Raw genomic sequence first — 12,385 nt, 5'->3', positions numbered from 1 at the left:
GGATAGGCATTTCGCTCATCTAATCAAGCGTGTTCGCACATAGCAGTTTGAACGAGCGTGCAACGCGCTATCTGCGTTTACACTCTGGCGGGAAGCGCCACGACGGCTCTGCCGGGGGCTGTCTTTTCGCCTTTACCGTTCTCTACCCACAGATCAAGGTCAACCAGGTGGTCGTGGCCCTCTGTCCTCTTGGCCTTCACTACGGCCTTGGCCGTCAGCGTTTCGTTCACCACATCCATCTTGCGGTAGGAGACTTCCAGCTTCCGCACCCAGAGGTCGTCGCCACCCCAATTGGTGAGGACGTTGCACATATAGGCGAGCTTAAGGTTGCCCATGACGATGACATCGGGCAGCTTGGCGACGTTCTTAGCGTAGTCAGGATCCATATGGATGGGAATCAGCTCATCGTTCGCGCCGGCGAAACGGTTGAGCTCCATGTACCCAGCCTTGATCGTATAGGAAGGCAGCTCCTGGCCGACTTGGACATCTTCGAAATAGACTTTTGCCATTGGTAACCTCTGTGGCGTTATGTTTCTCAAGCGGGCGACTATGATTCTTTATAGAGGGCGACCACGCGTGGTCGCCCTCTACATCATTAGTTATTCCTTGCGGACCTGGTCGGGGCCGTAGATGCGGAGAAGGGTCTGGCGGGCGGTGGCGACCTTCTCTCCCTTTTGATCTATGAAGTCGCCCTCGAAGCCAAGGATGAGCATCACACCGCCATCGTCCCTAGGCGACTCCTTGAGGCTGGAGAGCTTCCCGCGAGCGGTGAGGACGTCGCCCGGCTTGATAGGCTTATACATCTCGTACTCGTTGCCGCCGTTCATGCCCACTCGATACTTGCCCATGGTGGGGTTGACACGCTCCACCGTCTGGCCCAGCCACTTCATGCTGGTGACGAAGCTGGGGGGCGCGATGATGGAGCCATACTTGGACTTTTTGCCGTGCTCTTCATCGTAGTAGAGAGGGTTCGGCTTGTTGGGCCAGGCGATGGCCTGCGCAAACTTCTGGATATCGTGCTTTTCGATTTCGGTCTTGATGGGGGCGGACTCAACGCCGATGAGCGCCTCCGCATCTTTGGTGATGACCTTGTTACCCATGCATCCTCCAGGGGAAGGAGTCTTGAACGCGCCACATGATACACAGGCGCATAGGGCGAGGCAACGGACAAACCTTCGCAAGGGCGTAGTGTGCTGCGCTATAGAGGGCGCCGCTCGCCGGTCTATGCGACTAGCCGCGGAGAGCCGCCTATGGCATAGTGCCAAGGGCATATACGAAGTCATGCCCTCCACATGTTCAAGGGATCTTCCATGAGCAAGAGACACCGTTCGCTGAACACCCACCTGGACCGCCTAGGCTGCTTTGTGATGCTGCCATTAGCGCTGCCGCTGGCGGTCTTAGGGCTTATCGCAAAGGCCGTGGGCAGTCTTTCGCCGCTCTGAGCCTCCCCCGCCCAAAAGAGAACCTATCCCGGCCCTTCGGCTACAATTGATTCGCTATGGCTGAGCAACCCCCGGTCCCAAGCGGGCCGATGTCTCCAGATGCGCGCGAACGCCTGTCCACCCTGCGGGAAAGGCTGCTCCACCTCCACAAGATGCTGCTGGACGATGAGCGCGCCGCCTACGAGCGCACCTTCGGGCGCATCAAGACGAACGGCGAGTTCTTCCGGCTCGTCGTCGGCGATGAGTGGTTCGCCTGGCTGCGGCAGATCTCGGCGCTCATCGTGCGGATAGACGAGCTCCTGGAATCGGAGGAGGAGAACACCGCCTCCGCCGCGCACAAGGTGCTGGTCTACACGCGATCGTTGCTGACGCCGACGGAGGAGGGCGACGGCTTCGGCCGGAGCTACTTCGTGGCGATCCAGCGGGAGCCGCACGTGGTGCTGGCGCACGCAGAGGTGCGGAAGCTCCTGGCGGGGTAGACCACGCGCCACAGATGCCCGAGGCGCACGGCGTCACGTGCCCGATTCTTTGTCCCTCCACAGGTCCAATCGCAGCCGACTTCGCCCCGCCCTCTACAAGCCTCCCCGGATGCGGTTGTCCCGCCTGGTATCATGTCGGCAATTTCCCCGAGGGAGGCTGAGCGATGGACGTCACAACACGCATGGTGGACATTCCCGGCGACGGCGCGCCGATGCAGACCTACATCGCGGAGCCGAAGGACTACGGGACGTACTCTGTAGTGCTCATCTTCATGCACGGCCTGGGCCTGGACGCTTGGATGAAGAGCGCGGCCCAGCGCTTCGCGTCAGAGGGCTTTGTGGCCGTCATGCCCAATATGTACTACCGCGCCGGTAGGGAGACCACATTTCAGATGGGCGACCCGCGCGTCATGCCGACCTTGAACGGGCTGGTGGATGCGCAGACGAACGCCGATACCCGCATCGCACTGGACTATATCAAGACCCTTTCCAAGGCCCGGGCCGATAGGATCGCCTGCACAGGCTACTGCATGGGAGGGACGCTCTCCTGGCTGGCCGCCTGCCTGAATCGGGATATCAAGGCCGCCGCCGTCTATTACTCAGGCAGCATCGTGGCCAGGGAGACGACGCTTCAGCGACCCATATCGCCGCACCGCTATGCGGAGCTGCTCACCGCGCCGGTGCTGGGCTGCTTCGGCGAGACGGACGCGAACCTTACGCCGGCCGACGTGCGCCAGGTGGAGGCTGACCTGAGGCGGCTGGGTAAGGTCCACGATTTCAAGATCTACCCCGGCGTGGGCCATGCCTTTGCCTGCGATGCGCGCCTCCAGGCCTACAACCGGGAGGCCGCCGAGGACGCCTGGAAGCGCACCCTCGGCTAGTTCAGAAAACACCTGGCCTAGACCGCCGTTTGGTCGTGCGTAGAAGTGTCTTGGCGACGCGCCGTGCATTATGTCCAGTCGCTGGCATGCTGGTCTCAACAGAAGGACAACAGAAGTGATCCGCTGCTCGTTTCCGCATGCCGCTCCAGGGTTGACACCTGAAGCGGACTTCGCCTATACTAAATCGTCCCCTGTACTCCTTCGCTAGGGATTTTTCTGTCCCTAAATGCACGTGCGAAAGGGGGTGACTGTCATGGTCGAAGTTCGACTCGCCCCAGACGAGACCTTCGAAAGTCTCCTCAAGAGATTCAACCGGAAAGTACAACAGGACGGCATCCTCGCAGAGGCCCGCCGTCGTGAACACTATGAGCCACCCAGCGTTGTGAGGAAGAAGAAAGAGGCGGCCAAGCGCCGCAAGAGCTCCCGGCAGAAGAACGCCTAAGCTCTCCGCTCACCTTCTATGAGCCTCCTCCAACGGCTTGACGCTGACCTGAAGGATGCCATGCGCGCCCGCGATCAGACGCGCATGGACACGATCCGGCACGTCAAAACGGCCGCCACGATGGCCGAGGTCAAGCAAGGCAGCGCCCTTACCGATGCCCAGGTTGAGGAGATCATCGCGCGCCTGGTGAAACAACGCCGGGAGAGCATCGAGATGTTCCTGAAGGGCAACCGGCAGGACCTCGCCACAAAGGAAGAATCGGAGATCAAGGTGCTGCAGGCCTACCTGCCGCAGCAGATGTCCGCCGACGATATCAAGGCCGCGGTGAAGAAGATCATCGAAGAGGTGGGCGCGAAAGGCCCCGGCGATAAGGGCAAGGTGATGGGCAAGCTGATGCCGCTGGTCAAGGGCAAGGCCGACGGCCAGATGGTGAACACCATCGTGACGGAGACGCTGGCGAGCCTGTAGCCCGTTCGCAGATGCAACGCAGAAAGCCCCGCCAAGTGCGGGGCTTTTCTCTTATAATGAGCGCGTCCCGGTGCGACATCGGGGCGTTGGAGTGACGCTATGCGCTTCGGCGTAGTGGTTTTCCCAGGGACGTGGAGCGACCGAGATTGTCATCACGTCATCGAGCACGTGCTCCATGAACCGGTGGAGTACGTGTGGCACAAGGATACGGACATCACGCGCTTCGACTGCGTGATCCTCCCCGGCGGCTTCTCCTACGGCGATTATTTGCGCACCGGCGCCATCGCGCGCTTCTCCCCGGTGATGAAGGCGGTGGAGGAGCATGCGGCGAAGGGCAAGCTCGTCATCGGCATCTGCAACGGCTTCCAGATCCTCTGTGAATCGGGCCTGCTCCCCGGAGTGCTGATGCGCAACCGGGACCTGGAGTTCCACTGTGAATGGGTGCACCTCCGCACGGAGACGACGGCGACGCCGTTCACCAGCGCCTGCAGGCAAGGCCAAGTGCTGCGCATCCCGATCTCCCACGGCGAAGGGCGCTACTACGCCGACGAGGCGACGCTGCGGGATCTGAGCGCGGGCAACCAGGTGGTCTTCCGCTACAGCACGCCCGAGGGCGCGCTGACAGACTCGGCGAACCCCAACGGCTCCCTGGAGAACATCGCGGGCATCTGCAATAAGGGGCGGAACGTCCTTGGCATGATGCCGCACCCGGAGCGCTGTGCCGAAGATATCCTAGGTGGGCACGATGGCGTCTACATCTTTAAGTCCATCGTGGAGCGCGCGAAGGCGGCGAGGTAGGCACCCCCCGTTATCGCCGCACCACTTTCGTCGCCTTTATGGAGAATTCTAGCGGAACGTCAACAGCGCCCTTCGGTAGAACCCACCAGCCAGGTCTCTTCTCAACCATCCCTGGCCAGCGCACCCACGATAGCTCTCGATGCTCTCGAAGCCATTCAAGCGTCAGGCCAGCGTCGATAAGCGCCGTCACCATTTCACCTAAGCCATGGTTCCATTCATAACTGCGCGGGTGTTTAAGCACTCCATCACCGGCATATGTCTTTGGGTCGTCGTACATCACTGCCTTCGGCACTTCGAAGTAGGGGTTAGCAAAGCGAGGGCCTTCAGGCCCTAAGTTGTCGCTCGCGGCCAACGCGATGGGGTGGACATCATGAACATAGAACACGCCTCCCAGCTTGAGGCAACGGGCAACAACACGAGCCCACTTCCGGATATCTGGAAGCCAGCAGAGCGCCCCAACACCTGTGTAGACAACGTCATACCGTTTGCGCAGGACTGATGGCGCCGCGTAGACGTCTGATACCACGAATCGGCCTGGTGTCTTCGCTTCGCGACTTAATTTCTTAGCTGCTGCGATAGCTTTGGGAGAAAAGTCGAGGCCCGTAACATCAGCCCCCAAACGCGCCCAGGATAACGTATCAGTCCCAATATGGCACTGTAGGTGCAGCAGGCTCTTGCCTCGAACGTCACCTAGCTCCTTACTCGCAAACTCAATGACCGGCCGTATCAGGGCAGGGTCTGCGATAAAACCAGTAAGGTCATAGTTGGTCGACCCAACGTGAATTGGCACACGGTCATCCCAGTTTTTCTTATTTGCGGCAATCTGTTTCGCTATGCCCATAGGCTCGCCTACAGCAATCCTCTTACGTTGAACGTCGTATCCTTCAGCTTGTCCAAGCTGGCCGATAGGTCCTTCTTCCGGCGGATAAGGCGCTGGTAGACGGGGAACTCCTTGGCGTCCGTGTTGATGGAGAAGTAGGCCGTCAGCGCGCCGCCCTTCAGATAGAGCGCCGTGAACTTCCCGGCGGCCACATCGCCTCGGAGCAGCGTCTGGTCGTGCTCATGTTCATCGCCTGCGAACTCCAGGTGCAGGTCAAAGATGTCCGACCAGACGTAGGAGAGCAGGTCGTACTTCATCTCTTTGCCCGCCATGTTCATCCCGGCCACTTGGCCCGAGTATTCGGCGTGGCCCCAGTGCTCCACGCGCCGCTGCCTGCCGAAGACGGGGTCTGGGAAGCTGGCGATATCGCCCGCGGCATAGATGTTGGGATGCGAGGTGTGCATCGTCTCGTCAACGACGAGACCGTTCTCAATCTTCAGGCCCCCTGAGCGCGCTAACTCCAGGTTCGGGATAAGGCCGATGCCCACGCAGACCATATCGCAGGCGATCTCCTTGCCCGCCTTGGTCTTCACTCCCGTCACATGCCCCTGGCCCGTGATTTCCGCCAGGGAGTCGCTGGTGAGGAAGGTGATGCCCCTCTCTTGGCAATAGCGTTGGACGTACTGGGCCAGCCCTTCGCCCGCAAAGCGGGGCCAGATATGCGGCAGCATCTCCACGACGGTCACCTGGAGGCCCATCTGGACGAGGGAGGCGGCAAGCTCCATGCCGATGAAGCCCGCGCCCACAAGGACAGCGCGTTTGCCCGGCTTGGCCTCCGCCGCGATGGCCTCCGCGTCCGCAAGGGAGCGCAGGTAGTGGACGCCCTTGCTGTGCGCGCCGGGGACGTTGAGCGGCACGGGACGCCCGCCGGTGGCGATGAGCAGCTTCTCGTAGCGAATCGTCGTCTCGTCCTCAAGGGTGACGGTGGCGCGGGCGGCGTCTAGGCTTTGGGCTTTCTTCCCAAGGATTGTCGTGACACCGTTCTCCGCATAGAAGCTCTCCGGGAGGAAAAAGAGCTTCTCGCGCGGCTTCTCGCCGCGGAGGAAGTACTTGGAGAGCGGCGGACGATCATACGGGAGGACGGGCTCATCCGAGATAAGGGTGACTGAGCCGGTGGGGTCGAGCTTTTTGATCTGCTTGAGCGCCTCATTCGCGGCGATGCCGCCGCCAGCGAGGAGATATTTGGTGGAGTCCATGGGGGCTCTTCCTGGGGAGATGGGGAGGGCTATTGTCCCAACCATGCGAGAGGGGTGTCAAGGAAGAACGCTTGCAACCTTGACAGACACCACACAGGAGTGTACCTTTCCGGTATGCGCACATAGGAGGGGACCATGGCTGCGACAAGACCTGCCCCGTATCCTGTCAATCTGACGGGCGAACTGGAAGAGCCGCTCTCCCGGTGGCTTTGGCTGGTGAAATGGCTCCTCCTCATCCCGCATTGGATCGTGCTCTGCATCCTCTCCATCGCCGCCGTTTTCACGTTCATCGCCTCCTGGTTCTCCATTCTCTTTACCGGGAAATATCCCAGGGGGCTCTTCGATTTTCACGTAAATCTGGGGAACTGGATATGGCGGACCGAGTTTTATGGCTATGGCGCGCTCGGCACCGATAAATATCCTCCATTCGTCCTTGGCCCTGCCGATTATCCGGCAAAGCTTACGGTTGAATACCCGGAATCGCTGAATAGATGGCTCGTCCTGGTGAAATGGCTCCTCGTCATTCCCCATCTCATCGTCGCTGGGCTTTTTGGAGGCGGTCTTGGCGTTGCCTTCGGAAGATGGGGATGGCAATCTGGGGGAATCGTCATGGTTCTTGCGGTTATCGCAGGCTTTATCGTCCTGTTTACCGCGAAGTACCCCAAGGGCATCTTTCCTATCCTGTTAGGCATGAACCGGTGGGCCTTCCGCGCCTGCGCCTACTTCTTCCTCGTGACGGACAAGTACCCGCCCTTCCGGTTCGAAGAATAGCCGGCCCCGTTTAGACCGCCATGCGCCTACGCTTCGGCACCTACCATACCTTCCAGCATCCGCCGTGGATCAGCGAACCGGACGTCTTTCGCTATGAGATGGACCGGCTGGAGCTAGCCGAGAAGATGGGCTACGACGAGGTCTGGATCCCGGAATAGCACTTCACGCCCTACTGCCTCACCGGCGACCCATTCGCCCTCGTTATGCACGCCGCCGGGCGCACCAAGCGCGTCCGCATCGGCATCGCCGTTGTCAACCTCTCCTTCGCCCACCCGCTGCGCCTGGCCGAGCAGGGCGCCATCACAGACATCCTGACCGGCGGCCGCCTTGACATGGGCATCGGGCGGGGCTACCAGCCGATCCAGTACCCCGTCTTCGGCGTCTCTATGGAGGACACCCGCGAGCGTTTCGATGAGACCCTGAACGTCCTCACTCGCGCCTGGACGGATGAGCGCTTCTCCCACCAGGGCAAGTTCCACCATTTCCCTGAGGTCAGCGTCCTCCCGAAACCGGTCTCGAAACCCCATGTTCCGCTGCTCATGGCCAGCAGCACCAGGGACAGCGCCATCATCGCCGCCAAGAAGCGCATGCCCGCCATCCTCGCGCGCCCATTCAATGACAACAAGACCGTGGTGGAGGACATCGCCATCTACAAGCAATGCCTGGTGGAAGCAGGCGCTACGCCCCAGGAAATTGAATCCCTGCTCGACCAAACCGTCGTCATGAAGCTGATGTACGTGGCGCCCACGAACAAGGCCTCAAAGGAAGAGCCGTACGAAGGTCTCAAGTGGCACGTGGACATCCTCCACCGCATCACGATTGATCCCAACAAGGCCCCCAAGTCCTACGAGCAGATGGCCGACCGCTTCAAACAGCGCGGGGCCTTTGACTATGACGAATGGTGGCAGAACCGCATTATCTACGGCGACCCGGACCGCTGCGCCGAGCAGGTAGTGGAGCTAGCCAAGGCGGGTGTGCGGCGGCTCCTCCTGTGGCACGGCCCCGGCGGCGTAGACCACGAGAAGCTCGTCCGCTCCATGCGGCTGTTCATGGAGCAGGTGAAGCCTCAGGCGATGAAGGCCCTAGGCGCGCAACCTTCACGCCTTCTTCACGTCTCCCTTTTGCGACTTCACGCATCCAACCTCTCAGACTTGGTATTTTTCCGGCACAACCGGCAAGGAGGTTGCGATGAAAGGTCCTGGTTGGGTGGCGCTGGCGGTTATCGTAGGGCTGATGGCAACGGGCGTGATTCCCTTTGAAGGCGCGTGGAAGTGGGCCGTCTTTGCCCTTATCCTCACGCTGCCCTTCCACAGGGAAAAGCACGAGCATTGGGTCTACTGGAAGTAGGTCCGCAGACAAAAGGAGGGGACTATGGGCGGGATTTCTTTCTCTCTGTTCGGCGGCTCATCGTTGAAAGGAGCAGCGGCACTTTCCGGCACGTACTGGCACGTTTCCTTGGCAGGCGGCGCCGAGTTTGATCTGCAGCAGGCGACATTTCCCACAGACAAGCCTGCACGGATCAACATCGTGACGCTCTTCGGCGGCGCAGAGATCAAAGTGCCGCCGGGGACAGGCGTAGAGACCGGCGGCTTCCACATCGCGGGTGGGATCTCGTCCAAAATCACCCCAGGCACCGGGCCTACCAAGAATCTGCTGCGGGCCAATCTCTTCTGCTTGGCCGGAGGAATGGACATCAAAAGTCCGTAGAAGGCTAGTTGGGGAATCTTTGGAGCCGCAGGTCAGGCCCTCGCGAAGCGACTTCTACCGACGACCTGCCGGTTCGATCCGAACGACGAGGTATCCAGATTAAGTTAAAGAGAGAATGGAGTTAACTGGAGCCACAGGTCAGGATCGAACTGACGACCTGCTGTTTACGAAACAGCTGCTCTACCACTGAGCTACTGTGGCTTCTGTTGCCTCGGCGCAAGCCAACCGGGATATTATACCGAAGCCGCTCCACTTCGTGAATCGGCATCGCACCCCAAACCGCCGGATGCCGCGCCATCACAACCCAGGCGGGCTGTGCTATTATTGAAAGGTCAGGCGGTTACAGCGCTGGCAACGACCAGCGCTTTTTTGCGAGTATGTGATGACTACCCCAAGACGCTCCGATATACGCAACGTCGCCATCATCGCCCATGTGGACCACGGGAAGACGACGCTGGTTGACGCCCTGCTCAAGCAGAGCCATACCTTCCGCGAGAACCAGCAGGTGGGCGAGCTGATCATGGACAGCAACCCCCTGGAGCGGGAGCGCGGTATCACCATCCTGGCCAAGAACACCGCTATCAGCTACCGGGGCATCAAGATCAACATCATTGACACCCCCGGCCACGCCGATTTCAGCGGCGAAGTGGAGCGCGTCCTGAACATGGCCGATGGCTGTCTCCTCCTGGTGGACGCCCTCGATGGGCCTATGCCGCAGACCACCTACGTGCTTAAGAAGGCGCTGCTCAAGCACCTGAAGCCCGTCGTCGTCATCAACAAGATAGACCGCCCGAACGCCCGCCCCAAGGAAGTGGTGAGCATGGTGCAAGACCTCTTCCTTGAGCTGGCTCAGGATGCCGACCAGCTGGACTTCCCCATCATCTACGCCTCCGGCCGCCAGGGCCGCGCCTCCGTAAGCCTGGAGACTGAAGCCAAGGACATGGAGCCAGTCTTTGAGGCCATCGTCAACCATATCCCGCCACCCACCGCGGAGCCGGACAAGCCGTTCCAGATGCTGGTAGCCTCCCTGACGTATGATAATCACCTGGGGCAGATTGGCATCGGGCGCATCTTCCGGGGCAAGGTCTCCCTGGGAGACAACATCGCCCACATTGATCGGGACGGCAAGGTGACGAACCACAAGATCGAGCGCCTCTGGGTCTACATGGGCCTGGAGCGCCGCGAAGTCCCTTCCGCCGAGGCCGGGGAAATCATTTGCCTGGCCGGGGTGGAGAACGTCTCCATCGGCGATACGATCGCGGCGCAAGAGACGCCGGAGGCCCTGCCGCGCATCGAGATGGACGAGCCGACGGTAAAGATGACCTTCGGCGTCAATACCTCCACCTTCGCAGGCCGCGAAGGGCAGTACTGCACCACGCGCCAGATCCGCGCGCGCCTCTTCAAGGAGCTCCAGACCAACGTCAGCTTGAAGGTGGATGACGATGCGGAGAACCCCGACCAGTTCCTGGTCTCCGGGCGCGGCGAACTGCACCTGGCCATCCTCATCGAAAACATGCGCCGGGAGGGTTACGAGTTCCAGGTTTCCCGGCCCGAGCCGGTAACCAAGATCGTGGACGGCAAGATCCACGAGCCCAATGAGCTGCTGATGATTGACACCAAAGAGCAGTACGTGGGCCCACTGACGGAAAACCTGGCGGGACGCCTTGCCAAGATGACGGACATGCGGAACGACGGCCAGGGCAATGTCCACCTGGAATACTCGATCCCCACGCGGGGGCTCATCGGCTTCCGCTCCATCTTCCCGCGCATCACCCGCGGCGAGGGCGTTATGAACAGCATCTTTCAGAGCTACCAGCGCATGGAGGGCGAAGTGAAGTCCTCCCGCAAGGGCGCGCTGGTAGCCCACGAGACGGGCGTCGTGGCCAGCTACGGCCTCAACATCGCCCAGGGACGCGGGCAAACCTTCTGGGAGCCTGGCATCAGCGTCTATGAGGGCATGATCGTGGGTATGCACCCGCGGGATGAGGACGTCATCGTGAACGTCTGCAAAGAGAAGAAGCTCACGAATATGCGCGCCGCCTCAGCCGACGTCCTGGTGCGGCTGGAGCCGCCCGTTAAGCTGAGCCTGGAAGAGTGCCTGGACTTCATCAATGAGGATGAGCTGGTGGAAGTGACGCCGCAGACCATCCGCTTGCGGAAGAAGATATTATCTGGAGATGAGCGCTACCGGGCCGGCCGCGATAAGGCCAAGGTCGGCGCTCGAGAGTGACCTGCCATGGATCAGAAGGTACGACGCGTCGCTGCACGCTTGAAATCCGAAGTGGAAGCCGAGTTCGCCGGTGTCCAGGTCATCGTGGACGCCAAGGTAAAGGACCCGGACGAAGAGGACTTCTACCTCTGGCTCGATGGGTCGGACGCCGAGCCTGACGAGTATAGGGACGCTTGGGACCTGGCCCGCAAGCTCGCCGAGAAGCACTGGGAAGACGATGAGGTCTGCTTCATCGTGAAGCGCCGGAACTCGCCGGAAGGGGCGGCGCTGGACGATAAGGACGAGGAGTAGCCTCTCCCCTTCTGTCGACGCGGTCGGCTGCCCCATTCGCTTCTGTATAATCACAGGCGTTCATCCGTCTTCCCCTCTGCCTACGTAGTGATTATGAACATACCAAGCGACCAGGATCTGCTTCGGGCCATCCAGCGACAGGACGTCTCCGCCCTGGCGTAGATCTATGATCGCTACGGGAAAGTTTCCTATTCGGTCGCTGTGCGCACCCTGGGCGACGCGAGCATGGCGGAGGACGTTGTGCAGGAGGTCTTTCTCAACCTCTGGCGGAACGCAGGCAAGTTCGATGGCGCCAAGGGCAATGTGCGCAGCTGGCTCCTGGCCTGCACCAGCAACCGCGCCATAGACTTCGTCCGGCAGCGCCGGGGTAAGACGCGCTTGGACGTGGAGATAGACGAGACGGCCCATATGGTCACCGGGCCCGATCCGTGGCACGAGGTCGTCGCGAATCTGGACCATGCGATGCTGAAGGAAGCGATGCAAGAGCTCCCGGAGGAGCAGAGGAAGACGCTGGAGATGGCCTACTTCCAGGGCTATACCCAAGCCGAGATCGCAGAGGCGATGGTTGTCCCTCTCGGGACCGTCAAAGGCCGTACGCGATTGGCCCTGGACAAGATGAGAAGCTCCTTGGAATCGAAGGGGATAAGGTCGGCAGACTGATGGAACATCACGAGCTGGAAAACCTGGCGCTCCCCCGCCCTAGGATTTTCTTGGACACGGAATTGGGGCATGATGCCACAAACTCTAAGGAGGTGTCCATGATGGATGGAAAGGGCGAGGGAGCACTTGATCGAGGCCGC

At 60.6% G+C, this 12,385-nt stretch carries 16 protein-coding genes and 1 tRNA gene; 12 read left to right on the top strand and 5 right to left on the bottom strand.

Annotated elements, in window-relative coordinates:
* Window positions 1-77 precede the first annotated feature (77 nt).
* Together FJ039_06005 and FJ039_06000 are read right to left on the bottom strand one after the other, a co-directional pair.
* Window positions 78-509, bottom strand: a complete 432-nt coding sequence (locus FJ039_06005) for a hypothetical protein (protein MBM4405721.1) — start codon at window positions 507-509, stop codon at window positions 78-80.
* A gap of 90 nt (window positions 510-599) precedes the next feature.
* On the bottom strand, window positions 600-1,283 hold the full coding sequence (locus tag FJ039_06000; protein MBM4405720.1) for a MaoC family dehydratase: 684 nt from the start codon (window positions 1,281-1,283) through the stop codon (window positions 600-602).
* A 248-nt stretch (window positions 1,284-1,531) separates the two neighbouring features.
* Between FJ039_06000 and FJ039_05995 the strand changes: the two genes are divergently transcribed.
* The 5 genes from FJ039_05995 (at window position 1,532) to purQ (ending at window position 4,510) form a co-directional block, all read left to right on the top strand.
* Window positions 1,532-1,921: a hypothetical protein gene (locus FJ039_05995; GenBank protein ID MBM4405719.1), complete on the top strand. Its 390-nt coding sequence runs from the start codon at window positions 1,532-1,534 to the stop codon at window positions 1,919-1,921.
* A 164-nt stretch (window positions 1,922-2,085) separates the two neighbouring features.
* The gene (locus FJ039_05990) at window positions 2,086-2,802 is read left to right on the top strand and encodes a dienelactone hydrolase family protein (GenBank protein ID MBM4405718.1); all 717 of its coding nucleotides are present in this window, start codon (window positions 2,086-2,088) and stop codon (window positions 2,800-2,802) included.
* A gap of 253 nt (window positions 2,803-3,055) precedes the next feature.
* Window positions 3,056-3,244, top strand: a complete 189-nt coding sequence (locus FJ039_05985; protein MBM4405717.1) for a 30S ribosomal protein S21 — start codon at window positions 3,056-3,058, stop codon at window positions 3,242-3,244.
* Window positions 3,245-3,262: 18 nt separating this feature from the next.
* Window positions 3,263-3,712 carry a GatB/YqeY domain-containing protein gene (locus tag FJ039_05980; GenBank protein MBM4405716.1) on the top strand — a complete coding sequence of 150 codons (450 nt, stop codon included), beginning with the start codon at window positions 3,263-3,265 and terminating at the stop codon, window positions 3,710-3,712.
* A gap of 99 nt (window positions 3,713-3,811) precedes the next feature.
* Window positions 3,812-4,510: a phosphoribosylformylglycinamidine synthase subunit PurQ gene (gene purQ / locus FJ039_05975; GenBank protein MBM4405715.1), complete on the top strand. Its 699-nt coding sequence runs from the start codon at window positions 3,812-3,814 to the stop codon at window positions 4,508-4,510.
* 10 nt (window positions 4,511-4,520) lie between these two features.
* Here the strand turns inward: purQ and FJ039_05970 are convergent, their stop codons facing one another.
* Window positions 4,521-5,351: a class I SAM-dependent methyltransferase gene (locus FJ039_05970; GenBank protein MBM4405714.1), complete on the bottom strand. Its 831-nt coding sequence runs from the start codon at window positions 5,349-5,351 to the stop codon at window positions 4,521-4,523.
* An 8-nt stretch (window positions 5,352-5,359) separates the two neighbouring features.
* Complete coding sequence (locus FJ039_05965) at window positions 5,360-6,631, bottom strand: NAD(P)/FAD-dependent oxidoreductase (GenBank protein ID MBM4405713.1); 1,272 nt, start codon at window positions 6,629-6,631, stop codon at window positions 5,360-5,362.
* Between the two features lie 90 nt (window positions 6,632-6,721).
* On the opposite strand from FJ039_05965, the gene FJ039_05960 reads away from it, so the two are divergent.
* The 4 genes from FJ039_05960 to FJ039_05945 all read left to right on the top strand — a co-directional run bounded on the left by FJ039_05960 (window position 6,722) and on the right by FJ039_05945 (window position 9,064).
* Complete coding sequence (locus FJ039_05960) at window positions 6,722-7,357, top strand: DUF4389 domain-containing protein (protein MBM4405712.1); 636 nt, start codon at window positions 6,722-6,724, stop codon at window positions 7,355-7,357.
* A 20-nt stretch (window positions 7,358-7,377) separates the two neighbouring features.
* A complete protein-coding gene (locus tag FJ039_05955) occupies window positions 7,378-7,515 on the top strand; it encodes an LLM class flavin-dependent oxidoreductase (GenBank protein ID MBM4405711.1) in 138 nt (45 codons plus the stop codon).
* Between the two features lie 45 nt (window positions 7,516-7,560).
* Window positions 7,561-8,616: an LLM class flavin-dependent oxidoreductase gene (locus FJ039_05950; GenBank protein MBM4405710.1), complete on the top strand. Its 1,056-nt coding sequence runs from the start codon at window positions 7,561-7,563 to the stop codon at window positions 8,614-8,616.
* 112 nt (window positions 8,617-8,728) lie between these two features.
* Window positions 8,729-9,064, top strand: coding sequence for a hypothetical protein (locus tag FJ039_05945; GenBank protein MBM4405709.1), 336 nt, complete (start codon window positions 8,729-8,731; stop codon window positions 9,062-9,064).
* Between the two features lie 126 nt (window positions 9,065-9,190).
* Here FJ039_05945 and FJ039_05940 read toward each other — a convergent pair.
* Window positions 9,191-9,265: transfer RNA gene (locus FJ039_05940), tRNA-Thr, on the bottom strand.
* 181 nt (window positions 9,266-9,446) lie between these two features.
* Between FJ039_05940 and typA the strand changes: the two genes are divergently transcribed.
* The 3 genes from typA (at window position 9,447) to FJ039_05925 (ending at window position 12,245) form a co-directional block, all read left to right on the top strand.
* Window positions 9,447-11,294 (top strand): translational GTPase TypA, encoded by a 1,848-nt coding sequence (typA, locus tag FJ039_05935; GenBank protein MBM4405708.1) that lies wholly within the window; start codon window positions 9,447-9,449, stop codon window positions 11,292-11,294.
* Between the two features lie 39 nt (window positions 11,295-11,333).
* Window positions 11,334-11,585 carry a hypothetical protein gene (locus FJ039_05930; GenBank protein ID MBM4405707.1) on the top strand — a complete coding sequence of 84 codons (252 nt, stop codon included), beginning with the start codon at window positions 11,334-11,336 and terminating at the stop codon, window positions 11,583-11,585.
* 162 nt (window positions 11,586-11,747) lie between these two features.
* A complete protein-coding gene (locus FJ039_05925; GenBank protein MBM4405706.1) occupies window positions 11,748-12,245 on the top strand; it encodes a sigma-70 family RNA polymerase sigma factor in 498 nt (165 codons plus the stop codon).
* The last annotated feature ends 140 nt before the right edge of the window (window positions 12,246-12,385 follow it).

The organism is Chloroflexota bacterium, from assembly GCA_016875535.1.
Taxonomy (GTDB): Bacteria; Chloroflexota; Dehalococcoidia; order SHYB01; family SHYB01; genus VGPF01.
This window is presented reverse-complemented; position numbering and strand designations above follow the sequence as displayed.

What these genes read in the sequence shown, in the direction of transcription:
- FJ039_05985 (MBM4405717.1), top strand. Translation starts at nt 3,056, where the DNA reads ATGGTCGAAGTTCGACTCGCCCCAGACGAGACCTTCGAAAGTCTCCTC.
- FJ039_05990 (MBM4405718.1), top strand. Translation starts at nt 2,086, where the DNA reads ATGGACGTCACAACACGCATGGTGGACATTCCCGGCGACGGCGCGCCG.
- FJ039_06000 (MBM4405720.1), bottom strand. Translation starts at nt 1,283, where the DNA reads ATGACTTCGTATATGCCCTTGGCACTATGCCATAGGCGGCTCTCCGCG.
- FJ039_05945 (MBM4405709.1), top strand. Translation starts at nt 8,729, where the DNA reads ATGGGCGGGATTTCTTTCTCTCTGTTCGGCGGCTCATCGTTGAAAGGA.
- typA (MBM4405708.1), top strand. Translation starts at nt 9,447, where the DNA reads ATGACTACCCCAAGACGCTCCGATATACGCAACGTCGCCATCATCGCC.
- FJ039_05980 (MBM4405716.1), top strand. Translation starts at nt 3,263, where the DNA reads ATGAGCCTCCTCCAACGGCTTGACGCTGACCTGAAGGATGCCATGCGC.
- FJ039_05995 (MBM4405719.1), top strand. Translation starts at nt 1,532, where the DNA reads ATGTCTCCAGATGCGCGCGAACGCCTGTCCACCCTGCGGGAAAGGCTG.
- FJ039_05960 (MBM4405712.1), top strand. Translation starts at nt 6,722, where the DNA reads ATGGCTGCGACAAGACCTGCCCCGTATCCTGTCAATCTGACGGGCGAA.
- FJ039_05950 (MBM4405710.1), top strand. Translation starts at nt 7,561, where the DNA reads ATGCACGCCGCCGGGCGCACCAAGCGCGTCCGCATCGGCATCGCCGTT.
- FJ039_05970 (MBM4405714.1), bottom strand. Translation starts at nt 5,351, where the DNA reads ATGGGCATAGCGAAACAGATTGCCGCAAATAAGAAAAACTGGGATGAC.
- FJ039_06005 (MBM4405721.1), bottom strand. Translation starts at nt 509, where the DNA reads ATGGCAAAAGTCTATTTCGAAGATGTCCAAGTCGGCCAGGAGCTGCCT.
- FJ039_05965 (MBM4405713.1), bottom strand. Translation starts at nt 6,631, where the DNA reads ATGGTTGGGACAATAGCCCTCCCCATCTCCCCAGGAAGAGCCCCCATG.
- purQ (MBM4405715.1), top strand. Translation starts at nt 3,812, where the DNA reads ATGCGCTTCGGCGTAGTGGTTTTCCCAGGGACGTGGAGCGACCGAGAT.
- FJ039_05955 (MBM4405711.1), top strand. Translation starts at nt 7,378, where the DNA reads ATGCGCCTACGCTTCGGCACCTACCATACCTTCCAGCATCCGCCGTGG.